Source organism: Pseudomonas sp. UBA2684 (assembly GCA_002354655.1).
Taxonomy (GTDB): Bacteria; Pseudomonadota; Gammaproteobacteria; order Pseudomonadales; family Pseudomonadaceae; genus Aquipseudomonas.
On sequence record DELY01000044.1, the window covers coordinates 29,355 to 55,031 of the forward strand.

Annotated in this window: 21 protein-coding genes; 7 read left to right on the forward strand and 14 right to left on the reverse strand. The window is 63.1% G+C overall.

The genetic code is table 11. The features are described 5' to 3' along the window. Positions 1-36 precede the first annotated feature (36 nt). Genes B3M58_RS14655 through B3M58_RS14665 form a run of 3 tightly spaced genes read right to left on the reverse strand, consistent with a single transcriptional unit; the run spans position 37 to position 2,375 of the window. On the reverse strand, positions 37-687 hold the full coding sequence (locus B3M58_RS14655; protein ID WP_296220170.1) for a response regulator transcription factor: 651 nt from the start codon (positions 685-687) through the stop codon (positions 37-39). Further along, the gene (locus B3M58_RS14660; protein WP_296220172.1) at positions 684-1,934 is read right to left on the reverse strand and encodes a HAMP domain-containing sensor histidine kinase; all 1,251 of its coding nucleotides are present in this window, start codon (positions 1,932-1,934) and stop codon (positions 684-686) included. Before B3M58_RS14660 ends, B3M58_RS14655 begins: the two co-directional genes overlap by 4 nt. Positions 1,935-1,937: 3 nt before the next feature. Beyond that, a complete protein-coding gene (locus tag B3M58_RS14665) occupies positions 1,938-2,375 on the reverse strand; it encodes a copper-binding protein (RefSeq protein ID WP_296220174.1) in 438 nt (145 codons plus the stop codon). 127 nt (positions 2,376-2,502) lie between these two features. Here B3M58_RS14665 and B3M58_RS14670 point away from each other — a divergent pair, with 127 nt between their 5' ends. The 6 genes from B3M58_RS14670 (at position 2,503) to B3M58_RS14695 (ending at position 7,936) form a co-directional block, all read left to right on the forward strand. Continuing rightward, positions 2,503-3,726 (forward strand): ABC transporter substrate-binding protein, encoded by a 1,224-nt coding sequence (locus B3M58_RS14670; RefSeq protein ID WP_414704094.1) that lies wholly within the window; start codon positions 2,503-2,505, stop codon positions 3,724-3,726. A gap of 33 nt (positions 3,727-3,759) precedes the next feature. Beyond that, a complete protein-coding gene (locus tag B3M58_RS14675) occupies positions 3,760-4,725 on the forward strand; it encodes a YVTN family beta-propeller repeat protein (RefSeq protein ID WP_296220177.1) in 966 nt (321 codons plus the stop codon). After that, positions 4,722-5,450, forward strand: coding sequence for an ABC transporter ATP-binding protein (locus B3M58_RS14680; RefSeq protein ID WP_296220179.1), 729 nt, complete (start codon positions 4,722-4,724; stop codon positions 5,448-5,450). Before B3M58_RS14675 ends, B3M58_RS14680 begins: the two co-directional genes overlap by 4 nt. 130 nt (positions 5,451-5,580) lie before the next feature. Continuing rightward, entirely contained in the window at positions 5,581-6,372 is a 792-nt protein-coding gene (locus B3M58_RS14685) for an ABC transporter permease (protein ID WP_296220181.1), read from the forward strand. Positions 6,373-6,652: 280 nt separating this feature from the next. After that, positions 6,653-7,204 carry a PQQ-dependent catabolism-associated CXXCW motif protein gene (locus tag B3M58_RS14690; protein WP_296220183.1) on the forward strand — a complete coding sequence of 184 codons (552 nt, stop codon included), beginning with the start codon at positions 6,653-6,655 and terminating at the stop codon, positions 7,202-7,204. Between the two features lie 66 nt (positions 7,205-7,270). Then, a complete protein-coding gene (locus tag B3M58_RS14695) occupies positions 7,271-7,936 on the forward strand; it encodes a response regulator (RefSeq protein WP_296220185.1) in 666 nt (221 codons plus the stop codon). A 170-nt stretch (positions 7,937-8,106) separates the two neighbouring features. On the opposite strand, the gene nahK is transcribed toward B3M58_RS14695, so the two are convergent. The 11 genes from nahK to B3M58_RS14750 all read right to left on the reverse strand — a co-directional run bounded on the left by nahK (position 8,107) and on the right by B3M58_RS14750 (position 24,483). Further along, the gene (nahK, locus tag B3M58_RS14700) at positions 8,107-10,749 is read right to left on the reverse strand and encodes a hybrid sensor histidine kinase/response regulator NahK/ErcS' (RefSeq protein WP_296220187.1); all 2,643 of its coding nucleotides are present in this window, start codon (positions 10,747-10,749) and stop codon (positions 8,107-8,109) included. Then, the gene (nosP, locus tag B3M58_RS14705; RefSeq protein WP_296220188.1) at positions 10,679-11,842 is read right to left on the reverse strand and encodes a nitric oxide-sensing protein NosP; all 1,164 of its coding nucleotides are present in this window, start codon (positions 11,840-11,842) and stop codon (positions 10,679-10,681) included. The genes nahK and nosP overlap by 71 nt, the downstream gene beginning before the upstream one ends. A 384-nt stretch (positions 11,843-12,226) precedes the next feature. After that, complete coding sequence (locus B3M58_RS14710) at positions 12,227-13,408, reverse strand: porin (RefSeq protein ID WP_296220190.1); 1,182 nt, start codon at positions 13,406-13,408, stop codon at positions 12,227-12,229. Between the two features lie 421 nt (positions 13,409-13,829). After that, positions 13,830-16,367, reverse strand: a complete 2,538-nt coding sequence (pqqF, locus tag B3M58_RS14715; protein ID WP_296220192.1) for a pyrroloquinoline quinone biosynthesis protein PqqF — start codon at positions 16,365-16,367, stop codon at positions 13,830-13,832. Between the two features lie 181 nt (positions 16,368-16,548). Further along, positions 16,549-17,586 (reverse strand): GlxA family transcriptional regulator, encoded by a 1,038-nt coding sequence (locus B3M58_RS14720; RefSeq protein ID WP_296220194.1) that lies wholly within the window; start codon positions 17,584-17,586, stop codon positions 16,549-16,551. Between the two features lie 41 nt (positions 17,587-17,627). Next, complete coding sequence (locus tag B3M58_RS14725; protein ID WP_296220196.1) at positions 17,628-18,962, reverse strand: MmgE/PrpD family protein; 1,335 nt, start codon at positions 18,960-18,962, stop codon at positions 17,628-17,630. Positions 18,963-19,048: 86 nt separating this feature from the next. Then, positions 19,049-20,014 (reverse strand): glycine betaine/L-proline ABC transporter substrate-binding protein ProX, encoded by a 966-nt coding sequence (gene proX, locus B3M58_RS14730; RefSeq protein WP_414704097.1) that lies wholly within the window; start codon positions 20,012-20,014, stop codon positions 19,049-19,051. A 110-nt stretch (positions 20,015-20,124) separates the two neighbouring features. Next, positions 20,125-21,075: a glycine betaine/L-proline ABC transporter permease ProW gene (gene proW, locus B3M58_RS14735; protein ID WP_296220199.1), complete on the reverse strand. Its 951-nt coding sequence runs from the start codon at positions 21,073-21,075 to the stop codon at positions 20,125-20,127. 46 nt (positions 21,076-21,121) lie between these two features. Continuing rightward, positions 21,122-22,297: a glycine betaine/L-proline ABC transporter ATP-binding protein ProV gene (gene proV, locus B3M58_RS14740; protein ID WP_296220201.1), complete on the reverse strand. Its 1,176-nt coding sequence runs from the start codon at positions 22,295-22,297 to the stop codon at positions 21,122-21,124. A gap of 653 nt (positions 22,298-22,950) precedes the next feature. After that, entirely contained in the window at positions 22,951-23,706 is a 756-nt protein-coding gene (locus B3M58_RS14745) for an SDR family NAD(P)-dependent oxidoreductase (RefSeq protein ID WP_296220202.1), read from the reverse strand. A 9-nt stretch (positions 23,707-23,715) separates the two neighbouring features. After that, entirely contained in the window at positions 23,716-24,483 is a 768-nt protein-coding gene (locus B3M58_RS14750) for an SDR family NAD(P)-dependent oxidoreductase (protein WP_296220204.1), read from the reverse strand. A 202-nt stretch (positions 24,484-24,685) separates the two neighbouring features. Between B3M58_RS14750 and B3M58_RS14755 the strand changes: the two genes are divergently transcribed. Beyond that, complete coding sequence (locus tag B3M58_RS14755) at positions 24,686-25,669, forward strand: LysR substrate-binding domain-containing protein (RefSeq protein WP_296220205.1); 984 nt, start codon at positions 24,686-24,688, stop codon at positions 25,667-25,669. Positions 25,670-25,677: the final 8 nt, after the last annotated feature.

A 25,677-nucleotide genomic window follows, 5' to 3' on the forward strand; every position in this document is an offset into this window, starting at 1 on the left:
CCAAACTCTGCGGCTTTTACAGCTCGCGGCCTCGGGCTATGCGCTCTCCATCCCCACCCGCAGAACCCCGGTATCGATCGCCAGGTGCACCAACTCGGCCTGGCTGCTGACCTGCAGCTTGTGCTTCAGCAGGGTCAGGTAGTTGGACACGGTCTTGCCGCTGATACACAGTTTTTCGGCGATCAGGCGGTTGGGCATGCCCTTGGCCAGCATCACGAAAATCTCGAACTCGCGCTGCGTCATGCCTTGCAATCGCGGATCGATGCTGCCCTGGTGCAGCGGGTTGCAGGCCAGGTGGGTGGCCAGCGCTTGTTCGATGTAGGCATGCCCGGCCAAGGTGCGTTTGACCGCCTCGACCAGCACTTCCGGCGGCGAGGTTTTGCTCAGGTAGCCGATCGCGCCGACGTCCAACGCCTGGCGTACCAGCGGCAGCTCGTCGTGCATGCTGAAGAACAACACGCGCAATTGCGGCAAGCGCTGACGCAGGCGGCGGGTGGTTTCCAGGCCGCTGATGCCGGGCAGGCCGAGGTCCATGATCACCAGGTTGGGAATTTCCTCCTGCACCAACTGCAAGGCCTGCTCACCGTCGCACGCCTCGCGCACCAGCACGTCGGGAAGCAAGGCACGCAGCAGGCTGGCGTAGCCCTGACGGACCACCGCGTGATCGTCGACCAATAGAATCTTCATCGGCTGTTTACCTCCAAAGGAACACTCAGGCACAGTATCCAGCCGGCGCCGGGACGACTGTGCAGACGCAGCACGCCACCCAGGCAACGCGCGCGCTCGCTGATCGAGCGCAAGCCGATGCCTGGCCGTTGCGGCATCTGCGCGCCGCTGCCGTTGTCGCGCACCAGCAGGCGCAAGCGGCCACCCTGATGTTGCAGGCGCACGCGCACCTCGCTGGCCTGGGCATGCCTGGCGACATTGGTCAGCGCCTCCTGGACCAGGCGATACAAGTGCGCCTTGCTCGGCAGCGGCAACGCGGGCAGGTCTTCACTGAGCAACAGGCGGCAGCGGATGCCCTGGGCGGTTTGCCAGCTTACCGTCAGTTGTTGCAGCGCCGCGCCCAGTTCCAAACGCTCCAGCACTACCGGGTAGAGATCGCGGATCTGCGCGCGAAAGCCGTCTTGCAGGTGCTGGCTGTGCTCTTCCAGGGAATGTGCGGTGCTGCGCACCACCTCCGGTTGATCGGCCACCGCGCGCAGCAGACAGGCTTGGGCACGGATGCCGCTGAGGTATTGGCCGAGATCGTCGTGCAGGGTTTGCCCCAGGCGTGCGCGCTCACGCTCTTGCAGCGCCATCAGCGCTTGAGTCAATTCGGCGTTGTCGGCCTGCACCTGCTGCAAGGTGGTGGCCATAAAGTTGAAGTGCCCGGCCAGTTGCCGCGCCTCAGGCAGGCTACGGCTGTGCAGGCGCGCGTCGAACTGCCCTTGTGTCACCTGTTGCAGCCCGGCGAGCAACTCATCCAACACGCGCAAACCACGGCGCACGGCCCAGCGAATGGTCAGCAAACTCAAGGCCAGCGCCAGGGCGCAAAGCACCAGCAATTGCAGCAGGGAATCCCAGACCTCATCGATTTCGTCGCTGGGGTCGACGGCAATCCGCAGCCTGCGTCCATCGGCCAATTGCACCAGCACAGGTGGCTGCCGCGCACTGAGCAGGTGTTTGGCCAGCGAGTCGGTTGCCGGTTCAGTGGTGCTGGCCGCTGTCAGCCACTGCACCCGCACATGCCGCAGACTGCCGGTCAGGCTGCTTTGCAGGCTCGCCGGGTCACGCAGTGCGGCGTCGCGCAGGTACTCGACCACCGCTTCGGCAGCCTGCATTTCGCGCTGCACATCGTGGCTGGCCTGACGCAGCAACAGCGCCAGGCCGATAACCGCGACGGCGCTGAAGAACAGCGTGACCAGCAGGTTGATCCGCCACAACGCCGACACGGGTTACTTGACCACGAAGTAGCCAAGCATGCCCTTGTTCTCCAGGCCCTTGGCGTAGAACGGGAACTTGCCGGGTTTGATCGGCACGAAGAAAATTTCCGCCTCGCCGGCATCCTCGAACTCCAGCTCGGTGAGGGTGATCGCCTTGATCTCCACACCGCCGGCTTCGACCTTGCGCAGGAAAATCGAGGTGGCGAATTCGGGCGCCTGGAAGGCGTACTCCTTCTGCCCGCTGGCGATGATTTTCAACTGATAGGCCTTGCCCGTCTCCAGCCGATATTCCATCTGCGACATGCCGTAATCGCTGGCCTCAGTGCCCAGGTGCAAATCCGCCAGGGCGGTGCCGCGACGGGTCAGGTCGCCCTCGGCATGCAACTTATCGACGCCGATCAGGCTGACGAGCAACAGCAGTGGAAGCAGCAAGGTTTTGAAGGTACGCATGGCGGTCACCGATTCTTGTTATGAGTGGATGCCGTCATGCTAGAGCGCGTGAAACCCTTGAGGTTTACTACCTTGGTACAGGCCCACTGGTACTTTGGGCATATTTCCCGCGCGCACCGCTGTTCCTATGCTGGCCACTCCTGTCGAGGAGTCGCCCATGCGCCCGCTGAGCCGTTACCTGTTGCCCTGCTTCGCCGCGCTGCTTGGCTACGTAGCGCCAAGCCAAGCCAGCCCCCCCGCCCCTGAGTTGCAGGTGCGCATCGGCTACCTGGCCTACATCCCGGACACCGGGCCGCTGCTCTCCAATGTCATCCCCGAACCCAAGGATGCCGGTCTGCGCGGCGCCGAGTTGGCCATCGCCGACAGCAACAGCACCGGGCGCTTTCTCAAGCACGCTTACAGCCTTGAGGTTGCCGAGCGCGACGACAGCGCCAGCCTGCTCAAGGCCGCCAGCGAACAGCATGCCCAGGGCGTGCGCCTGTTCGTGGTCAACGCCCCGGCCGCGACCCTGCGTCAGCTCAGCCAGGCCTTGCCCGACAGCCTGCTGCTCAATGCCGGCAGCGCCGACGACGGCCTGCGCCGCGAGGAGTGCCTGGTCAACGTGCTGCACACCCTGCCGAGCCGCGCCATGCTCGCCGACGCCCTGGCGCAGTTCCTCGCGGTGCGCAAATGGACGCGCTGGCTGCTGATCAGCGGTGCCACCGAGGACGACCAGGCTTACGCGGCGGCGCTCAAGCGCGCGGCCAAACGCTTCGGCCACCGCATCGTCGCCGAGAAGCCCTGGAGCTTCGACAACGACCAGCGCCGCAGCGCCCAGGCGGAAATGCCGCTGTTCACCCAGACCGCGGAGTACGACGTGGTGCTGGTGGCCGACGAGCGCGGCGACTTCGGCGAATACCTGCCCTACCAGACCTGGTACCCGCGCCCGGTGGCCGGCACCCAGGGTTTGACCGCGACCGGCTGGCACAAGACCGTGGAAACCTACGGCGCCGCGCAGTTGCAGAAGCGCTTCGAGGCCCACGCCAAACGCTGGATGAACGACCGCGACTTCGCCGCCTGGATCGCCGTACGCAGTATCGCCAGCGCCGTCAGCAAGCTGCGCCAGAGCGATGCCGAGGCGATCCGCAGCCTGGCCCTGAGCGAGCAACTGCCGCTGGATGGCTTCAAGGGTCGCAAGCTGAGCTTCCGCAGCTGGAACGGTCAACTGCGCCAACCGATTCCCCTGGTGCAGCCGCGCGCCCTGGTCAGCAATTCACCGCAGGACGGTTTCCTGCATCCCAGCAGCGAACTGGACAGCCTCGGCTACGACCAGCCGGAAGTCAGCTGCAACCTGGCCGCTGCCACGCCCTGAATCACGCCCGTGCATAACAAGAGGAATAATCCCATGCGTATTACCCCACTCGCCTTGAGCATCGGCCTGAGCCTGGCCAGCAGTGCCAGCCTGGCCGCGACGGCCTACGTGTCCAACGAGAAAGACGACAGCATCAGCGTGATCGACCTGGCCACCCTGGAAGTCACCGCGACCCTGGCAGTCGGCATGCGCCCGCGCGGGCTATTGCTGTCGCAGGACAACAAGCTGCTGTACATCTGCGCCAGCGACTCGGACCGCGTGCAGGTGATGGACCTGGCCACCCGCACGATCATCAAGGAGCTGCCGTCCGGCGCCGATCCCGAGCAGTTCGCCCTGCACCCCAACGACCGCTGGTTGTACATCTCCAACGAGGACGATGCGCTGGTCACCGTAGTCGATACGCAAAGCGACGAAGTGCTGGCGCAGATCGATGTCGGCGTCGAGCCGGAAGGCATGGCGGTCAGCCCTGATGGCAAATGGGCGGTGAATACCAGCGAAACCACCAACATGCTGCACTGGATCGACACCAGCACCCAGCAACTGGTGGACAACACCCTGGTCGACCAACGCCCGCGGCATGTCGAGTTCGACGACGACGGCAAGCGCCTGTGGGCCTCGGCGGAAATCGGCGGCACGCTCAGCGTGATCGACGTCGCCAGCCGGCAGATCCTCAAGGTGCTGACCTTTCAGATCAAGGGCGTGCACCCGGACAAAGTGCAGCCGGTCGGGGTCAAGCTCAGCGCCGACGGCAAGTACGCCTTCGTCGCCCTCGGCCCGGCCAACCATGTGGCGGTGGTCGATGCCAAGACCTACGCGGTACTCGACTACCTGCTGGTCGGCCGACGCGTCTGGCACATGGCGTTCAACACCGATCAGAGCCAGCTGCTGACCACCAACGGGGTCAGCGGCGACGTCTCGGTGATCGACGTGAACACCCTCAAGGTGAGCAAGTCGATCAAGGTCGGCCGCTACCCCTGGGGCGTGGTCGTCACCCCATGAGCGCCCTCGACGCCCACCACCTGGCCTTTGCCTACGGCGCGCGGCACGCGCTCAACGACGTCAGCTTCAGCATCGCGGCGGGCAGCTTCGCCGCGCTGCTGGGGCCCAATGGCGCCGGCAAGTCCACGCTGATCGCCCTGCTCACCCGGCTCTACGACTTGCAGCAGGGCGATATCCGGGTGATGGGCCACAGCCTGCGCCAGCAACCGCGCCAGGCCTTGCGTCAGCTCGGGGTGGTGTTCCAGCAAAGTACCCTGGACCTGGATCTGAGCGTCGAGCAGAACCTGCGTTACCACGCCGCCCTGCACGGCATGGCCAAACCGCTGGCGCGCGCGCGGATCGATGAGGAACTGGCGCGCCAGCAGCTCAGCGAACGGCGTCACGAGAAAGTTCGCGAACTCAACGGCGGCCACCGTCGCCGCGTGGAAATCGCCCGCGCCCTACTGCACGGGCCGCGCTTGCTGTTGCTGGACGAGGCCAGCGTCGGCCTCGACCCGGCCAGCCGCCTGGCGCTCAACCGCCATGTACGGCAACTGTGCCGCGACGACGGCCTGGCCGTGCTGTGGACCACCCACCTGCTCGATGAAGTGCAGGAAAGCGACGACCTGCTGATTCTCAACCGCGGCCGCCTGGTCGCCCAAGGCCCGGCCCACAGCATCGGCGGCACCGACGCCAATCTCGCCGCCACCTTCGCCCGTCTCACCGCCAGCGAGGTGAGCGCATGAACGCTTCAGCCGTGAAATCTCCACGCCAATCCAAAAGCTTCGCGGCTACAGCCGCTCCCACGGTATTGCTGGCGGCCAGGTTGTTTGTGGACATGCTCTCGACCGCGAAACGCTTTCAGGAGCAACATCCATGACCACTTACTGGTACTGCCTGCAAGGCATCGTGCAACGCGAATGGCTGCGCTTCGTCCTGCAACGCAGCCGCTTCTTCAGCGCCCTGGTGCGGCCGCTGCTCTGGCTGCTGGTATTCGCCGCCGGTTTTCGCGCGGCGCTGGGCATCGCGATCATCGCGCCCTACGACACCTACATCACCTACGAGACCTACATCGTGCCGGGGCTGGCCTGCATGATCCTGTTGTTCAACGGCATGCAGGGCTCGTTGTCGATGGTCTATGACCGCGAAATGGGCAGCATGCGCGTGCTGCTCACCAGCCCGTTGCCACGCGCCTTCCTGCTGACCAGCAAGCTGCTGGCAATCGCCCTGATCTCGCTGTTGCAGGTGTATGCCTTCCTCGCCATCGCCTGGTGCTACGGCGTGCAACCACCGGCCTGGGGCCTGCTCGCCGCCCTGCCCGCGCTGCTGCTGGTGGCCCTGCTGCTCAGCGCCTTGGGGTTGCTGCTGTCGAACGGCATCCGCCAGCTGGAAAACTTCGCCGGGGTGATGAATTTCGTGATCTTCCCGCTGTTCTTCCTGTCGTCCGCGCTCTACCCGCTGTGGAAGATGCGCGAGGCCAGCGAATGGCTGTACTGGCTGTGTGCACTCAACCCCTTCAGCCATGCGGTGGAGCTGGTGCGCTTCGCCCTCTACCAACGCCTGAGCGTCAGCGCCCTGCTGATTTGCCTGGGACTGACCGTGCTGTTCGCGGTGCTCGCCGTGTTCACCTTCAACCCGCAGCACGCCGCCCTGCGCCGCGCGAATTGAAGCGTTACCGGCGACGCGCCGGCAGGCGCTAGAACCCCTCGCAGCTGCTGGCGCGCGGGGCCGTACGGCTGAAGCCGCTTACGCCCCCTGCGCATCAGCGACGACACCTCACAAAGCCACCACCCGTTGCCGCCCCACGGTATTTATCGAGGCCGTGCAGCAAGCCACTCGCCATCATCCTTCTACTACTTTGGTACTGGTTTTCCTCTCCAACGTAGAATTCCCAAAGCCGTGTCATTGCCCTGTAATACGCACATAAAAAGAACCGAGACTAAAGGCGATGAAGCGCTGCCGGGCCCTACACACTGGATTTTCACTGATCGCAAGCCTGCTGCTGGCAGGCTCGGTGGTCGCCGAAGTGCAGCTGTTCTCCGCGGACGGCTACCGCATCAGCCATTACCGCAGCCCGACACCGCCCCGCGCCGAGCACGCGCAGACTCTCGACACCGCCGCCCTGCAACGCCTGCTGGCCGAGCAGCCGCGCACCCAGTTGATCGACGTGTACCGTCGCCCATGGCTGCACGGCCAGTTCATCGAGGATGAGGTGCATGCCAATCTGCCCGGCAGCCTGTGGCTGGCCAACACCGGCGACGGTGAGTTGAGCGAACAATGGCAAGGTTATTTCACCCACCACCTGCGTCAGATCAGCCACGGCGAACCAGCCTGGCCGCTGGTGTTCTACTGCCGCTCCGACTGCTGGCTGGGCTGGAATGCGGTGAAACGCGCCCATCGCCTGGGTTACACCAACCTCTACTGGTACCGGGACGGCATCGATGCCTGGCAACAGGCTGGCCTGCCCTTGCTACCGGCCCAACCGGTCACGCTTCCCTGAGGTGCGAAAAGAAGATTCCAGAACGGCTGCAGCCACACCATAATCAAAACAATGAGGTGAAAGGCCATGTATAAAATTTTAATTGCCGACGACCATCCGCTGTTTCGCGAGGCGATCCATAACGTCATCAGTGATGGTTTTCCGGGCAGCAACATCATGGAAACCGCCGACCTCGACAGCGCCCTGGCCATGACCCTGGAGCATGACGACCTCGACCTGATTCTGCTCGACCTGAACATGCCCGGCATGCACGGTCTCAACGGCCTGATCAACCTGCGCAACGAGGCGCCCACCATTCCCGTGGTGATCGTTTCCGCCGAGCAGGACAAACAGATCGTCCTGCAAGCCATCACCTACGGCGCCGTCGGCTTTATCACCAAGTCCTCGCCGCGGGTGCAAATGACCGACGCCATCCAGCAGATCCTCAACGGCAACGTCTACCTGCCGCCGGATATCATTCGCACGCAGAAAAGCAGCTCGCAGCGTAGCCACTCGGAGCACCACAGCTTCCCTCCCGAACTGCTGCAAGCCCTGACCCGCAAACAACTGCTGGTGTTGGAGCGCATGACCAAAGGCGAATCCAACAAACAGATCGCCTACAGCCTGGACATCGCCGAAACCACGGTCAAAGCCCACGTCTCGGCGATCCTGCGCAAACTCAATGTGCATAACCGGGTGCAGGCGATTCTGTCGGCGGGTGATATTGATTTCGCGGCGTACTTACGGCGCTAAGGAACAGGCCATGTCGGCGCGCTGCGAGGGTATTTCGCAGCCGTAACACGCACGATGGGTATCGCTGCGCCCAAGTACAACGCCGCACTCGGCCCGTAGGATGGATTAGGCGCACCGCAATACAACGCCAGCGACACAGCCAACGCGCCGTAACCCATCAATGCTCGGCTTTACCCATCGCTGCCCCGCTCCAACAAATGACTCATCGCGGTCTTCAGTTTCATCGGCCGGACCGGCTTGTGCATCAGGGTATGGCCGAGTTCGCGCATCTGTTGCTTGAGTTCGTTGCTGTAGTTGGCGGTGATCATCAGCGCCGGTAGCGGTGTGCTGCGACGAGCGTTGATCTGCGCTACGGCGTCGACACCATTGTGGCCGTCGTCGAGGTGGTAATCGGCGATCAGCAGGTCGGCATCGGCGTGGTAGTTGTCGACCTGGCGCGCCAGGTCTTCTTCCGACAGCGCGGTGACCACCTGGCAGCCCCAGGTTTCCAGCAACGTGCGCATGCCGGCGCAGATCGCCGCGTCGTTATCCAGCACCCAGATTCGCGAACCGCTGAGCCGTTCGATCAGCAGATCCGGCGCATCGTTGACCGCGCGGGCCGGTGGTGCGCGCTTGGTCAGCGGCACTTCGATGGCGAACATCGAGCCTTTGCCCAGTTGCGATGACACGCGAATCCGATGGCCGAGCATGCGCGCGATCTTGTCGACGATGGCCAGCCCCAGGCCGAGGCCACGGTCCTGTTTGCGGTGGGTAACGTCGCCGCGCTTGAACTCCTGGAAGATCTCGCCGAGCTTGTCGTCGGCAATCCCGATACCGGTGTCCCAGACCTCGATGGACAGGCTCTGCCGGCGCCGGCGGCAGCCGAGCAGGATGCGCCCGTGCGGGGTGTAGCGAATGGCGTTACTGAGCAGGTTGCGCAGAATCCGCGCGAGCAACTGGATGTCACTGCGCACCAGCGCCGAGCTCGGCAGAAAATCCAGGTGCAGGCCTTCGCTACCGGCGATCTGGTGGTATTCGGCGGCAAGGTTTTCCAGTAATTCGCTGACCGCGAACGGCGCGATATCCGCTTTGATCACCCCGGCATCCAGCTTGGAGATGTCCACCAGGGTGCCGAGCAGGCTTTCCACATCCTCCAACGAGTTGCTGACGTTGCGCACCAGCGCGGCGCTGCCGGCCAGCTCGCGTTTTTCCAGCAGCGCGCTGGTGAACAGGCGGGCGGCGTTGAGCGGTTGCAGCAGGTCATGGCTGACCGCGGCGAGGAACTTGGTTTTTGACAGGTTGGCCTGCTCGGCTTCTCCCTTGGCCTCGCGCAAGCGCGCTTCCATCTGCGCGCGCTCGTCGATTTCGCGGCGCAGCTGGTTGTTCAGCTCGGTCAGTTCGGTGGTGCGTTCGCGCACCCGCTGCTCCAGGTGTTGGTACGCCTGGTGCAGCGCTTCGGCGGTGCGCCGACGCTCGGTGATATCGCGGATCAGCACGAAGATCCCCACCACTTCGCCACTGATCTGCCGGTTCGGCACGTAGGAACGCAGCATGTAGCGCTCCTGGCCAATGTGGTTGGTCTCGGCCACTTCGAAGGTCACGCTCTCGCCGGACAATGCCCGCTCGATATACGGCTCCAGGCGTCGACAATGCTCTGCGCTGTGCACTTCGCGCAGGCTCTGGCCAAGCATCGCGCCACGCGGCCAGCAGTACCATTCCTCATACACCTTGTTGGTGAACTCGTAGACCTGCTCGGCGCTGAGGTAGGCGATCAGCGCCGGTACGTGGTCGGTGATCAGGCGAATCCAACGCTCGCTTTCGCTCAGCGCCTCGGCATGCCGGTAGCGCTCGGTGATATCGGTGAAGGTGTTGACGAAGCCGCCGGTGGGCAGCGCATGGGTGCGCACTTCGAGCATGCGCCCGTCGAACAGGCGCTGCTCCAGCTCCTCGATCGGCTTGCCGGCGGCGTCGCAACTCTTGGGGGTCAGCAGCTGCAACTCGCTGTCGGCCATGACTTCGGCGAACGGCCGGTGGGCGTTGATCGGCGCCAAGCCGCAGAGATCGAGGAAACGGTGGTTCCACAGCTCCAGCTGACCGTCGGCGTTGACCATGGCCATGCCTTGCGAGAGGTTGTCCATGGCGCGTTGCAGCAGGCGCGATTTCTGCGCCAGGGCCTGTTCGCGGCGCAGGGTTTCGTTGAGTTTGACCTCGGTGATGTCGGTGTAGAGGATCACCAGCCCGCCTTCGCGGGTCGGCCGTTCGCTGACCTGCACCCAGCGCCCGTCCTGCAAGCGGTAGAGCATGTGTTCGTCGCGGTTGCTGCGCTGCTCTTCAACCACCAGGCCGGTACTTTTGGTCAGGCGCTTGATTTCCGCCAACCGCGTGCCACTGCCGATGCGCGCACGGCTGCCGGCCCAGAACGATTTGAAGCGGCTGTTGAACAGCACGATGCGTTGCTCGCTGTCGAACAGCACGAAGGCATCGGAGATGCTCTCGATGGCGTCGATCAGGTGCTGGTGTGCGGTTTCCGCACGCAGGCGCGCGTCGCTGAGCAGGTGGTTGCTGGACTTCAGCTCGGCCATGGCCTGGTTCAAGGCATCGGTGCGCTCGCGCACTTGTTCGGCGAGCACCACCGAATGCTGGAAGGCGGCGTAGGAGTCGTCGCCGCGCGAGTGCACCGACTCGACCCGCTCGATCAGCGCGGTATTGATTCGCTTGAGTTTGTGGTTTTCACGCTCGAGCTGGTGGCAGCGGGCTTGCAGCTCAGCGACAGCCACTTCGACCCGGGCGGCCAATGGCAACTCCGGTGAAGGTCTGGTTGATGTGCATACCATTGAACTGCTCTCCGTAGGTGTTGAAACCTATAACTTGCTGACTGCGCAGAAAGCTCGAAACCGGCTCGACGCCGCCGTCATCCTCGATTTCCAGGCGCCGCAGAAAACAGTCGCAGCCGATGGTCAGCAACAGTGGCCCGAGGCGTTCGTGCAGGCCGTCGAATACGCCTTGCAGATTGGGCAGTAACGGCCCCGGCTGCATGGCGGTGAGGACGATGCCGTTCTCCACCGCGCAGTAGAAACTCAAGCTCAGGTCCGCGTTGACCCGCTGAATCGAGCGCACGTAATACTGCTCGCTGATCCGCACCGCCAACGGGTGCGCGGCGAACACCCGATGATCCAGCGCCGCCAGCGGCACCCCGATCAACTCGGCGTACTCCTGCGCCGCCGGCGCGGCGTTCAGCTCATACACGCGCCGGCTGGCGCTGTCGGCCCGGGTGACCACCAGCTTTTCGCCGCACGGCAGAATGTGGTGGGTGCTGAACACCTCGAAATCCAGCCAGGTGTTGAACAACACCACCACTGCCGCGCCGGTGTGGAACTGCCCGCCGTAATAGACATGCGTATGGGTCAGGTGGTTGTCGTCGCCCGCCGAGCCGCCGAAGTGCGGAATGCTGCCCAAGGCCGCGCTGAGCGCGCCGAGCACCACCTCTTCGCGGCTGGACAAACCATCGAGCAAGGTCAGGGCGAAGCTGTGGCCCTTGATCGAGGCCAGCTCGTTGTTGCGGCAATCCTTGACCAGCCGCTCGACCAGTTGCTGGGCGTCGATCAGGCTGAAGCGCTCCATTTCATCGATCAGCGCGCTGGCGATGGAGAAGCTGCGGTGATCGAAGCCCACCGCGCTGACGCAGCCACGGCCATAGCCTTGCGGGGTGATTTCGCCGGCGCTGGTGCAACCGATCAGGTTGACCCCGCCAAAGTACTGATCGAGTGCCTCGCCGAGGCCTTGCAGGTCATATTCGGCGGAGCAGAAGAACAACACGAAGCCCAGGTGTGGATGGATCAGCTGGCGGGCCAGGTCCTGCGCCACCAGTTCGACATCGGTGGCACAAGACATGGCAGTTACGACGCCTTCAGTCAGTTCCCGCTGCATAACGTGCCCCATGCAAAAGCCTACTGGTCATAGGGGATTCTACGAAGCTAACCCGCCACCCCCCATCCAACTTGAGTAGCGCCGGGCTAGTTCCTAAGTAGCGGTGAGCACTTACGTACGGCGCCTGTGGGCGGGTTTATCCGCGTCCACAACAGCATGACGGCACAGGGACATCGCCATAGAAAAGGCTCTGTACCCGTTAACTGTTGATGCAGCCCGCCGTCACGTGGGAGCGGCTTTAGCCGCGAAAGATCTTCAGTTTTCAAAGATTTTCGCGGATAAATCCGCTCCCACAAAAGCGCGGCTTCTCCTGCAACATGTCACAGGGACATAGCCATAGAAAAAGCCGGACAGGGTTGCCTCTGCCCGGCTCGGGTCGGCGCTTTACCAGCTCATCACGGCGCCCACGGCGAAGGTGTCGGTGTCTTCACCCAGACCGCTGCCTTCGCTGGCATCGATCTGGTACTGGTTGTATTCGGCAACCAGTTTGAGGTTGTCGTTGATGGTGCGGAAGTACGCGACGCCACGCGTCTCGTAATCTGCCGCGCTGCCCAGGCCGTTGCCCTCATCCGAGGTCTCGCCATACGACAGGGCGAGGCGGTTCTTGCCCCAGGTGTAGGAGCCCTGTAGCAGGTAGCCATCGCTGTCGATCTCGCGCAGGGTGGCTTCGCCGGCATTGTTGGTGAAGAACGGGTTGATGCCCTCGGCCTGGAAGCCGGAAGCGGTAACCGAGAAACCGGCCAGTTTGGCCTGCACGCCGTAGCCAAGGCCTTGCGAGGTCACCGAATCGACGCTGTTGTCGGTGTTTTCCGAGGTTTGGTAGGCACCGTTCAGCCAGGAGTAAACGGTCGCGCCGCCAAGGTCGAACTGGTAGCTGACTTCGGATTCGAAACGCGGCTCTTCCTGGTAGGACTTGCCGACCGCGCTGTCGTCGTTGGTGTCCACCGGGTCCATGATGCCGACCGCAAAACGCAGGCCTTCGGCCAGGTTGTTGTTGCGGTAGGTGATCTGCGAGGTCGGGAACGGGTACGGGTAGCCCGTGCCGATGTTGCCGAACGATACGCCGGTGCCATCGACCAGGCCCAGGGTGTCGCTGACGTTGCCATAACCGGCCAACAGTTCGTCGAGGAAGATGTTGGAGCGCGAGAACAGGCCGAAATCCTTGCCCACCAGCACTTCGCCCCACTCCCCGGCCACGGTGCCGTAGAACTGCCGAACGTCGATGGCGGTATCGGTACCGTTGGTCTCGCTGTCGTTGATCGTGACCCAGAAGGAAGAGCGGCCGCCCAGCTTCAGATCATCCATCTGCTTACCGAAGTTGAAACCGATCCAGTTCGGCAAAAAGCCCATCTTTACCCGTGACTGGCGCCGGTCGAACTGCTCGCCCTCACGGTCGACATCGCTGTTCACGTAGAAGGCATTGATATAGCCGTCGGTGGAAAACGTGGTGTCGTCCTGGTCATACAGAACGATTTCGGCAGCCGCTTGCTGGGCCGTAAGCAACGCTACGGCGGTAGTCAAAGCCAGAGGCAGAAATCGGGTGTTGGCGATCTTGTTGTTGTGCATAACGCTCTCCGCTGGGTGGGACGACCGTCAAGGTCTGTCGGGTCGGAGGCGATTATCGAAAAGCGTCGGTACAGGCTAAACGCTGCTATAGCACTGGTTGACTGCTGCTTTGGCCTGGCGCGCAGACGCCTGTAATAAGGCGTAAGACGGGGCCACCCACAAGGAAGCAAGCCGAAGGTCGTAACGGTTCTAGTCCGCACGCAGCAAGACTGGCCAAGCGCTCTGGCGAGCGGAACCCAACAAGGTAAAAATGGCCAGGGGCGCGGTTTAAAGCGCGAAACAGCGACAGGTTTGGAGGATTAGACGCCGTGCGCTAGCTGTCTGGCCGCGAGCGCTTTGGGCTGCTGCACGCGGCCTCAACAGCTCGCGGTCAAGAGCGCGCCCAAAAAGCGAAAGGGTAAAACGGTAAACCCCAGGTAACTCAGCTCGGCGACCAGCCGCCGTCTGCGGGGCACGCCGCGTTGGCCAGCACCCGCGAGGCAGCGTGTCCCTCGCTGAGTTGGCGCTGGGCGTGCAGCAGGTGTGCGAGGGAAAAACCGTCGAGCGCCTGCTGCAACGCGTCAACATGGCCTGCTGGCAAACCGGCCAGGTGCAGCTGCCAGTGCTGTTCGGCCATATCCTCTGGGCTATGGGCCTGCGCGAGCAGTTGCTGTTGCAGCTCGGCAGCGTTTAGCGCCACGTGAGCCTCGCCCAAAGCAGCCAGGGCTGCGCCTTGAGCCTGCACAAACGCCTCGATGTGCCGAACAATCTCAGCGGCCGACGCATGCGGCGACTGCACCGCGAAGAGAACCCCGCGCTGCCCGAGAACCTGGCGAAACCCGCAGAACAGCGCATAACCCAATTGCAGTTCGCTGCGCAGGCGCTGGAAAAAGGCGTCTTGATACAACCCCGCCAATAGGCGCCAGCCCGCTTCAGTAGCCGCATCCGACGCGGGTTGTGGGCAGAACAGCAAGAGTGCCGACTCGCTGGCCGCAATGGCGGCGTCCTGCCAGTAACGACCGGCCCGCTGCGGCGCCTGCGGGATGGACGCCGGTAACGGCAAAATCGCCCGGAACAGCCGTTCGACCTCGCCCTGCCCGGCCGGCGACAGCCCAACGCCCAAGCCTTCCAGGCGCGCCTCTCGGCACAGACGCGGCCATTGCCCGGCAGTCCACGTCGAATGCTGGCCGGGCGAGCGCTCGAACAGCTCGGGCAACCGTCGCAGCAACTGCCGAATCGGCATCTCTGCCTGCGCCGCAGGCTCGCCTGCTGCGCAGGCATCGAACAGCACTGACAGCAACAGCGTCGCCACCTGGGGCAGGCGCGCCGCCGGGCCTTGCAACGACCACTGCAACTGAGCGCACTGAGCCGATACCTGCAAGGCAACACCGACCTGCGCCGCATCGAGTTGCACCGCGCGCAGCGCCGCCTCCGCGAATGCCAGCAGATGCGCAGCCGGCACGTGCTCGGCCAGGCAGCAGCGCCAGTGCATCGCGGCCTGCTGGTTAGCAGGCGGCGCGCAGAGCGGTCCAGGCAACCAGCGTATATGCGCGGCGCTGCCGAGAGCCGGCAGCACCATCGGTTGAGCGCTCATGAACGGGTTGGCGGCGGGCAGTTGCCACGCCCAGGCGCGGGCGGGCGCCGTGCCGGGCGGCTCTCGGCGCATGCGCAGAGCAAAACCGCCGGTGGGCCAACTCGCCACCGGCTCAGCACTGGCAAACAGGTTGATGGTGCGCGGCGCCATCTGCACCTGCTCCAGCACCGCGCGCACGGCGCAATAGCCCTTGGCGCTCAGGCCGGCCTGCGGGGGTCGGCCTAACGCCAGGCAATCCTGCCAGTAACGCGCCAGGCCCAAGGGGGCCAGGCTGTGCAAACGGTTGTTCTGTATTACGCGGTAGCGGACCTGCAACTCCGCCCAGTCGGCTTGGCCGGCAAAAAAGCGCAGCCAGTCCTGCAACGCCGCAGCAATCGCCGCGCGCGCAGGCGCGGCCTCATCGATACCGGTGAAACTCAACAGCCACAACGCCTGGCCGGCATGCCGATAGACCACCCGCGCCGCCAGCCCACGGCACAGCCCAACGGCGCGCAGCTGCGCCAGCAGACCACCCGCCGACGCCGAAACCAGCCAGGTATGCAGAAAATCCAGCGCCTCCTGCAACGGCCCGTCCTGAGCCGGCACAGGCAGCTCCAAGGCAAAACACAGCTGCAGGCTCGGCCCGCTCGTCGCTAACGTCATGCGCAATTGCTGCGCGCGCAGCGGCAACAGTGCGGCAGGCGGCAACGGCGCGGGCACTGCCGCACGCTCGAAACAGTCGCCATAACGCTGGGCCAGACCGAGCAGTTCATCGACCGACTGCGGCCCGACCAACACCAACGATAACTGCGCCGCCTGATAGGCGCGGCGATGGAACGCTTTCAGCGCCTGCTGGAAAGCCGCGCACTCGACCGCCAAGGTGTCGCGATTACCCGCGTGAAACGCCGCAAAGCGATGCACCAACGGCAAGGCCTGGCCCAGCGCGGTGCTCAGCAGCGTATCGGCATCCTGGCTGCGGGCGAGAAACTCGGCATGCAGCACTTCGCGCTCGCGTAATTGCGCTGCTTCGTCCAGCAGCGGCCGGGCCAGCATATCCAGCAAGCGTGCCACGGCGGCGCCGAGCCTGTCTGCCGGCACCTCACAGAAATAATCGGTCTGCCGCGCCTGGGTCGACGCATTGACCTGCCCACCACACGCTTGCACGAAGGGCATCAGGCGCTGCTCGTGGGCAAAGCCTGCGCTACCGAGAAACAGCAGATGCTCAAGAAAATGCGCCAAGCCCGGGTACTCCGATGGCTCGTCATGGCTGCCCACGGCGACACGCACACTGATCGCCGCTTTCCCCAGGCCCGGCTGACTGAGCGCCGCCACCTGCATGCCATTGGCCAGCCGCCGGCACTCGGGGAGCGCGGCGAGGGATTCATCGCGAGGGACGCTAACGGACATACCTGGGCTGGACTCTGACGCAATTCGGCACCCTGAGCATCGATTGCCGGCACGGGCCGGGCAATAGTGCTTTGGATCTATTCGCCTGCATCCAAAGGCCTAACCGCAAGAGGCTGCACGACCGCCGCTGAGTGACGACAGCACCGGGCCTCTGCGTTGCCGGCTCAGGCTTACGCCGCGCTCAGCGGCCCTTGCGCACGCCAGCCCGGAAGCACCCCGGAGCGATGTCAAAGAACTCGCGAAAGCAGCGACGAAAATGCGAGATGCTGACAAAGCCACAGGCAACGGCAATGTCGGCAAGGGATTTGTTGGTCTGCTGTAGCAGCTGGCGGGCGCGGGTCAGGCGCAACTCCAGGTAATAGCGCGAAGGCGTGGCGTTGACGTGACGACAAAACTGGCGTTCGAGCTGACGCGTGGAGATAGCGACCCAGGCGGCGATCTCGTCCATCCTCAACGGCTCGTCGATGTTGTTATGCATCAGTTCCAGCGCCAGCTTCAGCGGCTGCGGCAAGGTCGGGTCGCGGTCCACGGCCACCACTGATACGTCCATGACATCCTGCAGCTTGTCGCAGCTAAGAACTTCCTCCACTGCTTGAACCAAGCTATCACCACAATCGCGCTTGACCACCTCAAGCATCATGCTCAAAGAACTACTGGCACCGGCGCAACCGACCCGCTGGCGATCCAGCACGAAGGAGTGCCTGGAAAGCCGCACGCCGGGGAACAGCTCAGCCATCATGGCCCGCCCGTCGGGGTGAAAGGCACAGTCGTAGCCATCCAGCAGCCCTGCTTCGGCGAGAAAATAGGCACCGTTCCACAGCCCGCCGAGCATGGCACCGGCGTTGCCGGCCGAACGCAATTTGGCCCTGAGCAGCGGGTCGGCCTGCAACTGCACGCGAAAACCGCCACAGACCACGACGAGGTGCTGACGACGCTCATCCAGATCGGCGAGGCGACAGCCCGTCGAGATGGTGATACCCAGATCACTGACCACCGCGTCCTGGCAGCCGCCGACGACCAATACTTCATAGAGCGGCGTGGCGCTCATCAGGTTGGCCGTGATCAGCGCATCCACAGCACCGGTGAAGGCCATCATCGAGAAATTATCCCGCAATACGAAGGCGACTCGACGCATCGCCAGCACCGGTTCGTCACGCCTTACCTGCTCAAGGTGCAGTCGGTTCTTGTCCTTCAATACGCTTTCGAACGACGATCTCATCGCAATGACGCCTTCGGCAGGAAAATGGCGGGCTCAGCCTGTTAGCCGGCAAACAATATGGAAAATAACGCCTCACAACTGGCGCTGCCAGGAAGTTCGGCGACTGCGCGTTCGATCGCCTGGCGTTGAGCCTGAGCAAGGCTCACGCCGGCCAGCAAATGAAACTTGGCACTGAACTCGGCTGCACTCATGGCCGTATCGGGGTCGCCCTTGGCGGCAGTGATCGGGCTGTCGAAGCGCTGGCCATCCTTGAGCAGCGCCGACACCCGCGAGAGGATTTCATCGGGGAAGCGCGCCGACAGGTCATCGGCCTCGACGATGTCAATACGCCGACTGACCGCAAGGATATCGCCGGCGTGGAGCGCCGCACCGGTCACCTCCAACGGGCCGACCTGACCGCGCACCAGCAGCGCCGCCAACGGAAAAGCCAAGGCGTATTGGGCCTCGTCGGCGTTGGCCGGCGTGTGGCCCTGCAAGCGCATGGACTCATGGAAGGTTTCGACCTGGATACGCTCGATGGCCTCGCCGCATATCTGCGGATGCTCAGCCAGCAGCGCGCTCAGCGCGGTCAGCGCCGGCTGCGCCCAGCGGCATACCGGCCAAGGTTTGAAGTACTGGGCATCGATCTCCCAGCGCTGGCCAAGGTCGTGCCAGTGGGCGGCTACGGCGCTGGTTTCGACCGTATCGGCCGGCGCGCCGGTGACCCCGGCCCGGGCCAGCAACAAGGCATTGAGGCCGGCATAGGCACCGGCGCCATGGGCATCGCGGAGCATCGAAGGGTGATCGACCAGGCGCATCATCGGGCAGCGTGGGCCGAAGTATTCGGCGATACCCAAGGCATGGCGGAAGGTTTGCTCGTCCAGCCCCAACAACCGAGCGCCGGCGCAGACCACGCCTAGCCCGGAGAAGGCACCGGAGGCATGGTACTCGGGCGCAGTGGCCATCAACGCGACACCGGCACGCAGCGCCGTCTCGTAGCCGATGCACAAGGCGCTGAGCAACTCCTCGCCGCTGATGCTGCGGCCCTGCTGGCGGCAGGCGTCGACCAATGCCAACACGGCCGGCACCACGGTCGCGCCGGCATGGCCCTTGGAGGTGAAGTGGCCCTCATGGGCATCCAGGCTGTCGACGCTGAAACCACCGGCCCAGCCTGCGCCCAGCGGATGCACCGGACGGCCGTCGAACAGCAGACGGCTGGCCAGGGTGCCGGCTGGGTAGTGCTCGACCGCATACTGCCTGAGAGCCTGGCTGGTCTGGTTGTCGCGGGCACCGGCGGCGATCCCGAGGATATCCAGCAGACAGGTTTGCAGCAGCTCACGAGTATGGGCCGGGGCCTGGCCGAAATTGAAATCACGGACAAACGCATAGAGCGACATGCGGTAACTCCACAGACGGGGCGCGAATCAATAGAAAAAAGGCGCCCATCTGGAGCGCCAAAGGATTAGTCGTTGAAACGAGGGACTCAGTTGGCGGCGGCGCGGGAAGCGGCTAGCCAGGCATCGAACTGTTCGCGGTGCGCGGCGACCCACTCGGCAGCATGCCGCTTGATATCGGCAGCCTTGTTCTCACCGTTCTGCATCTTCAGGTTCTGCGCGCTCTCGTCGTCGGTGGTGATTTGCACCTGGGAGAGGAACTTCAGGGCCGCTGGATTCTCTTCGGCGAAGTCCTTGTTCAGCACGGCCTTCACGGTATCCACGGCAAAACCCAGGTTCTTGCCGTCGAAGCTGGTGTTGACGCTATTGTCGCCGCCCGGCAGATCGGTATTGGGCACTTCCAGCCAGACCACATCCTGGCCCTCGACCAGCACGCCGGCGATCCACTGTGGCACCCAGGTGAAGTAGAGAATCGGCTGGCCCTCTTTATAACGGGCGATGGTGTCGGCCATCAGGGCGAAGTAGGAGCCGCGGTTGTGGCTGATGGATTTTTCCAGGTCGTAGGCCTGCATGTGGTGGTCGATCACCAGTTCGCAGCCCCAGCCCGGATTGCAGCCGGTGAGGTCGGCCTTGCCGTCGCCATTGGTGTCGAACAGCTTGGCGATCTCCGGCTTCTTCATGTCGGTGATGTACTTAATGTTGTGCGCTTCGGCGGTCTTCTTGTCGATCAGGTAACCCTGCAATACACCCGGGATCACGTCGCCAGCCTTGACCAAGGTGTCGTCACCGCCGACCTTCTGATAGAAGGTGTCGTGTAGCTTGTCCCACAGGTGCACGGTGAAGTCCGCATCGCCGTAGGACAGCGCCACCATCATGGCGGCGTATTCGGTCTCCTTCGGCTCCTTGACGTCGTAGCCCAGCTCACGCAAGCCAGCCATGGCCACCTCGCCGCGAAAACGCTCTTCGGCGATGCTCGGGAAGATCGGCGTCACCGACACCCCCTGCCCCGGCTGCTCGGCCGAAGCCGCCTGGCCGTAGAGCGGCAGCAGGCTCATGGATGCAACTGCGGCGCAGTGCAGCAGCTGCTGGGTGAATCCACGCGTGTGCAAAGTCATCGTCATCTACCTCTTGTGGTGTTCTTATCGGGTTAACGTACGGACGGGTTTCAGGAACTGGTCTTAGCGGTCTGCGGGCGGCTGCCGAAGAGACGCAGCAACAGACCGACAGGACCGCTGTGATACCAGCGCAGGCTGGGGTCGGCATTGCTACGTTCACCCATGGCCTGGGTGAGCCGGTCGAGGAAGATCGCCAACAGCACCAGGCCGACGCCACCGACCGTGGCCAGGCCCATGTCCAGGCGGCCGATGCCACGCAGCACCATCTGGCCCAGGCCACCGACCGAGATCATCGAGGCGATCACCACCATCGACAGCGAAAGCATCAGGGTCTGGTTGACGCCCGCCATGATGGTTGGCGCGGCCAGCGGCAACTGCACGCGCCGGAGCATCTGCCACGGCGTGCAGCCGAACGCCCGGGCTGCTTCGATCTTGTCTTCCGGCACCTGGCGGATGCCCAGGTTAGTCAGGCGCACCAGCGGCGGCGCGGCAAAGACGATAGTGACCAGCACGCCGGGAACGTTGCCGATGCCGAACAGCATCACCACCGGCACCAAGTAAACGAACGCCGGTAGGGTCTGCATGGCATCCAGAATCGGCCGCAGGATTTTCTCTAGGCTGTCGCTACGGGCCGAGAGAATGCCCAGGGGCACGCCGATCAACGCGCAGAAGAACACCGAGGTCAGCACCAGCGACAAGGTGGTCATGGCTTCCGACCAGACGCCGATCAGGCCCAACAGGGTCAAAGTAATGGCGCACAACCAGCCCATGCGCGCACCGGCTACCTGCCAACCGAGCAATGAGGACAAGAGAATGCCGATCGATGGCGGAATGCTCTGCAAAATGAACTCGAAGCCGTTGAGCACCTGGTCGATCGGCCAGCGAATCGCACGGAAGAACTCACGGAAGTTGTGCACCAGATAATTCAGGGTGCTTTCCACCCAATCCCCGAGGGGAATGGTCAAGGTCTGGAAGGGGTCGAGGAAACTGAACTCTGACATGTGGATACCTGCTCTGCGCTTCTGCTGGAGGGAATGCTGCTAGGACTCAGTGGCGACTCAAGGTCTGCAGCAGCAGGTTCTTGGAAATGGTGCCCTTGAAGGCCCCGCCGTGATCCAGCACCGGCACCGGATAAGGCACCGAGGCCACCAGGTCGAGCACGTCGTGCAGCGGCGTATCGACATAGATCGGTTTATGGTGATCCAGGCGTAACTGCTCCAGCCGCTGCAACCCGGCTGCATTGCCGCTAAGCGCACCAGGCTCGACGACACCGAGCAGCCGATCGCCCTCGCCGATCAGGTAACCAAAAGGCACGCCCGCCTGGAAACCCGGTGCTTGGCCATTGACCCGGCAGATGGCGGTGCTATCCAGCTCGGCCACATCGCCGGCATTGAGCACCCGCGAGCTGTCGAAGCCGTGGAAGAAGTTCTCGACATATTCGTTGGCCGGATTGCACAGCAGCTCCTGCGGGGTGCCAATCTGCACGACCCGCCCGCCTTCCATGATCGCAATGCGATGGCCGATACGGATGGCCTCTTCGATGTCATGGGAGATGAAAATGATGGTGCGCTGTTGCTCGGCTTGCAGGCGAATCAGCTCGCCCTGCATTTCGCTGCGGATCAGGGGGTCCAGCGCGGAGAAGGCCTCGTCCATCAGCAGGATGGTCGGGTCGTTGGTTAGCGCGCGGGCCAGGCCTACGCGTTGCTGCATGCCGCCGGACAACTGGTGTGGGTAACTGTTCTCGTGCCCGGCCAGACCCACCTGGCGCAGCGCCTCGATTGCTCGGGCCTTGCGCTCTTGCTCGCCAATCCCGGAAATCTCCAGACCGAAGGCGGCGTTCTCCAGCACGCTCATGTGCGGCATCAGGGCGAAGGACTGGAACACCATGCCCATTTCCTTGCGCCGCACCTCAAGCAGCTCCTTGTCGGACAGCCCGGTAATTTCCCGGCCATTGAGGTGGATGCTGCCGGAGGTAGGCTCGATCAGCCGGTTGAACAAGCGCACCATGGTCGACTTGCCCGAGCCGGACAGGCCCATGATGACGAAGATCTCGCCGCGCTTGACCGAAAAACTGGCGTCGAAGACGCCGACCACCTGGCCGGTCTTGCGGAAAATTTCGTCCTTGCACTCGCCTTTTCGTAGCATATCCATGGCAACTTCCGGCTGTGCGCCGAATACCTTGAATACATGCTTGACCGAGAGTATCTCGTCAGCTTGGGTCATAACGTCCTCTTCTTATATCTGTGATCAATCGGCAGTGGTCAATCACGGGGGGTGACCAGGCCTTTTGAAAACTGGACTATTTAATGAACGGCAGGTACTCAATTAGACGCTGTACCGCCTAAACCCTACTCGGCACACACGCTGTAAGTGCCGCTTCCTTATGGAATAAAAGTAGAGATTGGCGGTTATAGCGTCCAACGACATTTGTTCGGCCCAAACCATAACTTGATGTTATTGGTTTAGGCGCACGGGCAGGTGCTGAGCTGAAGCAGGCCGACCCGAGTCCGCCACCTGAAGCAGAAAGCCCGCACAAGACGGCTCTACGAAAAAATGAAGCTTTTCAGGTTGCATCGGGGCGCGTAGGTAGAACCGTGCCGACTGAGCCACGCGAAGCCCAACAGGTTTATTTTTCTGGGCCTCGCTCTTCAGCGATCGGCAGCCTGCTCCCGGCGTTTTGCAAGGCCGCACACTAGGTTTCTGCGGCTCGGCACACAGCGCTGCGGGTTGTCGCGGCGCTACGAACGACCAGCACCCCAGGCCGCCCCTCGAACGGCTAGCCGCCCGAGCAGCTTCGGCCTGGAGAAAGTCGCGATCCGCAAGCAGTCATTCGCCGCAGGCGGTGCACGGCGCTCGACTTTTCCACCACATCTGGCTCAGAACGGCAGCGGCAGTTTGGCCATTCGGCCGCCATCGACGACTATCACCTGACCGGTGATAAAGGCCGCCTCATCACTGGCCAGAAAGACGACGACGTTGCCTATGTCTTGCGGCTCACCGGTACGCCCGACGGGATGCAACTTGAGCAGGCCGGAACGGGCCTGCACAGGATCGGGCTGTGCATCGATATAGGCGTGGCTCAAGTCCGAGTTGATCCACCCGGGGGCGATGGCATTACACCGAATGCCGTCGCGCCCCAGATCGACAGCCATCGCCCGGGTGAACCCGTGCACGCCAGCCTTGGAGCCACAGTAGGCCGTATGCCAGGGGTTAGCGCCGATGCCTTCGATCGAGCCTATGTTGACGATACTGCCGCCCCTCACACGCAACTGCGGCAGCAGGGCCTTGACCAGGAAGACCGGGGCGCGCAGGTTTACAACCATCATCCGATCCCAGTCGTCCTCGCTCATTTCGTCCAGCGAGCGCTCGAACATGAAGCCGGCATTGTTGACCAGAATGTCGGCGCCGCCGAACCGCACCTTGGCCGCCTGCGCGATGGCATAGGGCGCATCGCGCTCGGCTAAGTCGGCTTCCACCCAGGCCACCTGCGGATTGGCGCCCAGATCTTCATCCAGCGGTTGACGCTGCGCGACCAGCACGCGGGCACCGGCTTGCAGGAGTTTTTCGGTAATTCCGCGACCAATTCCACGCCCGCCGCCGGTCACGACGGCCACCTTGTTGTTCAGCATCATGTGCATTCCTCAACCCGAAACCGGTTTGGCGCCGGTGACTTCCACCGTCTCGCCGGCGATATAGCGAGCCTGGTCGGAAGCCAGGAAGGCGATCACATCGGCGATATCCTCCGGCTCGGCGATGCGGCCCAGCGGTACGGTCTTGTTCAGCTCCTCGATCGCCTTGTCGGGGTCCAGGCCGCGGCGCTCGAAGCCGCTGCGGATCATCGGTGTGTTGATTTCGTGCGGGCAGACGGCATTGACGCGGATGCCCAATGGCGCGCAGTCCCGACCCAGGTTCTTGGACAGCGCCGCCACCGCTCCCTTGCTCGTGCAATAGGCGACATGGCCAGGCCCCGGATAGGTACCCCAGACCGAGGAGGTGTTGACGATGGCAGCTCCGCCGCGCCGTTTCATATGAGGAATAGCGGCGCGGCAGAGGAAAAACACCGCGTTCAGGTTGACGTCCATCGCCGTAAACCACATCTCGTCAGTGGTTTCCTCAATGGTTCCGCGGGGAATGGTACCGGCGTTATTGAGCAGGATGTCGACGCCGCCAAAGCGTTCGACCGTCCGGGCAATAACCGCTTCACAATATTCCTTCTCTCGCAAGTTGCCCGCCAGGCAGTCGGCCTCGGCGCCGAGTTCGCGGGCCTGGTCGACTATTGCCTGACAGCCATCGGCATTGACGTCCGAAATCATCAGGCGTGCACCCTCGGCGGCAAATAGCCGCACCAGAGCCTGACCGACGCCACCGGCGCCTCCGGTAATCACGACAACTTTGTTCTTGAACCTCATGATTTTGCTTCCTCGGGGTGGGTGATCCGAGGTCGATGATCAATAGTCCGCAAACCGCTGACAAACGAGTTTTGTGCGGCATTCACTTAACTTTTAGTTAAGTTTCTGGCACTGACTTCATCGACTTAGCTAGCCGCAACCTGTCATTCCCAGTTGCGCTTTGGTTAACTGTTCCAACTGCCAGACTCAGCCGGTATGCCCCATGCACAACCCCAGGCACCTACTCCCCCCATTGAATGCGCTACGCACCTTCGAAGCGGCCGCTCGCCATGGCAGTTTCAAGATGGCGGCAGAGGAACTCTGCGTGACCCAGGCGGCGGTCAGTCGCCAGATTCAGACACTGGAAGACTTTTACGGCTTGAAGATGTTTATGCGCGGCAACCGCAAAGTCCAACTCACCAGCGACGGCCATGCGATTTATCTCGCGGCCTCCTCCGCCTTACAGCAAATCGCCACGGCGTCCCGCGAGTTGCGGCGGCGCAATAGCCTGGATTATCTGGCCCTGATCACCACAACCGCCTTCGCCCAGCTGTGGCTGATGCCGAGACTGAAGCAACTGCGGGCGCAGCACCCTGAAATCCAGTTACATCTGCTCAGCGCCGAGGGAAACCCGGACTATCAGGAGCGTTTCAGTGCCGCCGTGACGCTAGGGCTTGAAGAACATCCGCACTACCTGGCCGAGTACCTCTTTAGCGAAGAAATATTTCCGGTCTGCACACCCGGTTTTCTCGAACAGCACCCCCAAATCAGCTCCCTGGAAGGACTGATGAGCGTCACGCTACTGAATCTCAGCGCGAGCCACTGGAAAGCCAGGCTATGGGTACCCGTGGATTGGTCGTTCTGGCTGAAGCAGTTAGGCGTCGATGCCTCCATGCGCAAGGCAACCATGGATTTCAGCCATTTTTCGATGTTGCTGGATGCCGTTCAGGAAGAAGTAGGCGTAGGTCTGGCCTGGCGTCACCTGGTACAGCCGCAACTGGACGCGGGCACGCTGGTAAGGCCGACCAACGAGACCTTTCTTGCCGACGACCGCAAGCACTACTTCGTCTATCGCCGCGATCTGGCCGGCTCGATAGAAATGCAGATACTCCGCGCTTGGCTAGTAGAGCAGACACAAGTGCTGAGAGAGCAATTCATTGACAGCGAAGAGCTGCCGCCGCGGGGCAGACTTACTCCGCCCCAGTAAAAGCCCCG

Bases quoted from the DNA above. Each gene is read 5' to 3' on its own strand.
- B3M58_RS14655 (WP_296220170.1), bottom strand. From the start codon at position 687: ATGAAGATTCTATTGGTCGACGATCACGCGGTGGTCCGTCAGGGCTAC.
- B3M58_RS14665 (WP_296220174.1), bottom strand. From the start codon at position 2,375: ATGCGTACCTTCAAAACCTTGCTGCTTCCACTGCTGTTGCTCGTCAGC.
- B3M58_RS14670 (WP_414704094.1), top strand. From the start codon at position 2,503: ATGCTGGCCACTCCTGTCGAGGAGTCGCCCATGCGCCCGCTGAGCCGT.
- B3M58_RS14675 (WP_296220177.1), top strand. From the start codon at position 3,760: ATGCGTATTACCCCACTCGCCTTGAGCATCGGCCTGAGCCTGGCCAGC.
- B3M58_RS14680 (WP_296220179.1), top strand. From the start codon at position 4,722: ATGAGCGCCCTCGACGCCCACCACCTGGCCTTTGCCTACGGCGCGCGG.
- B3M58_RS14685 (WP_296220181.1), top strand. From the start codon at position 5,581: ATGACCACTTACTGGTACTGCCTGCAAGGCATCGTGCAACGCGAATGG.
- B3M58_RS14690 (WP_296220183.1), top strand. From the start codon at position 6,653: ATGAAGCGCTGCCGGGCCCTACACACTGGATTTTCACTGATCGCAAGC.
- B3M58_RS14695 (WP_296220185.1), top strand. From the start codon at position 7,271: ATGTATAAAATTTTAATTGCCGACGACCATCCGCTGTTTCGCGAGGCG.
- nahK (WP_296220187.1), bottom strand. From the start codon at position 10,749: ATGGTATGCACATCAACCAGACCTTCACCGGAGTTGCCATTGGCCGCC.
- nosP (WP_296220188.1), bottom strand. From the start codon at position 11,842: ATGCAGCGGGAACTGACTGAAGGCGTCGTAACTGCCATGTCTTGTGCC.
- B3M58_RS14710 (WP_296220190.1), bottom strand. From the start codon at position 13,408: ATGCACAACAACAAGATCGCCAACACCCGATTTCTGCCTCTGGCTTTG.
- pqqF (WP_296220192.1), bottom strand. From the start codon at position 16,367: ATGTCCGTTAGCGTCCCTCGCGATGAATCCCTCGCCGCGCTCCCCGAG.
- B3M58_RS14720 (WP_296220194.1), bottom strand. From the start codon at position 17,586: ATGAGATCGTCGTTCGAAAGCGTATTGAAGGACAAGAACCGACTGCAC.
- B3M58_RS14725 (WP_296220196.1), bottom strand. From the start codon at position 18,962: ATGTCGCTCTATGCGTTTGTCCGTGATTTCAATTTCGGCCAGGCCCCG.
- proX (WP_414704097.1), bottom strand. From the start codon at position 20,014: ATGAGCCTGCTGCCGCTCTACGGCCAGGCGGCTTCGGCCGAGCAGCCG.
- proW (WP_296220199.1), bottom strand. From the start codon at position 21,075: ATGTCAGAGTTCAGTTTCCTCGACCCCTTCCAGACCTTGACCATTCCC.
- proV (WP_296220201.1), bottom strand. From the start codon at position 22,297: ATGACCCAAGCTGACGAGATACTCTCGGTCAAGCATGTATTCAAGGTA.
- B3M58_RS14745 (WP_296220202.1), bottom strand. From the start codon at position 23,706: ATGATGCTGAACAACAAGGTGGCCGTCGTGACCGGCGGCGGGCGTGGA.
- B3M58_RS14750 (WP_296220204.1), bottom strand. From the start codon at position 24,483: ATGAGGTTCAAGAACAAAGTTGTCGTGATTACCGGAGGCGCCGGTGGC.
- B3M58_RS14755 (WP_296220205.1), top strand. From the start codon at position 24,686: ATGCACAACCCCAGGCACCTACTCCCCCCATTGAATGCGCTACGCACC.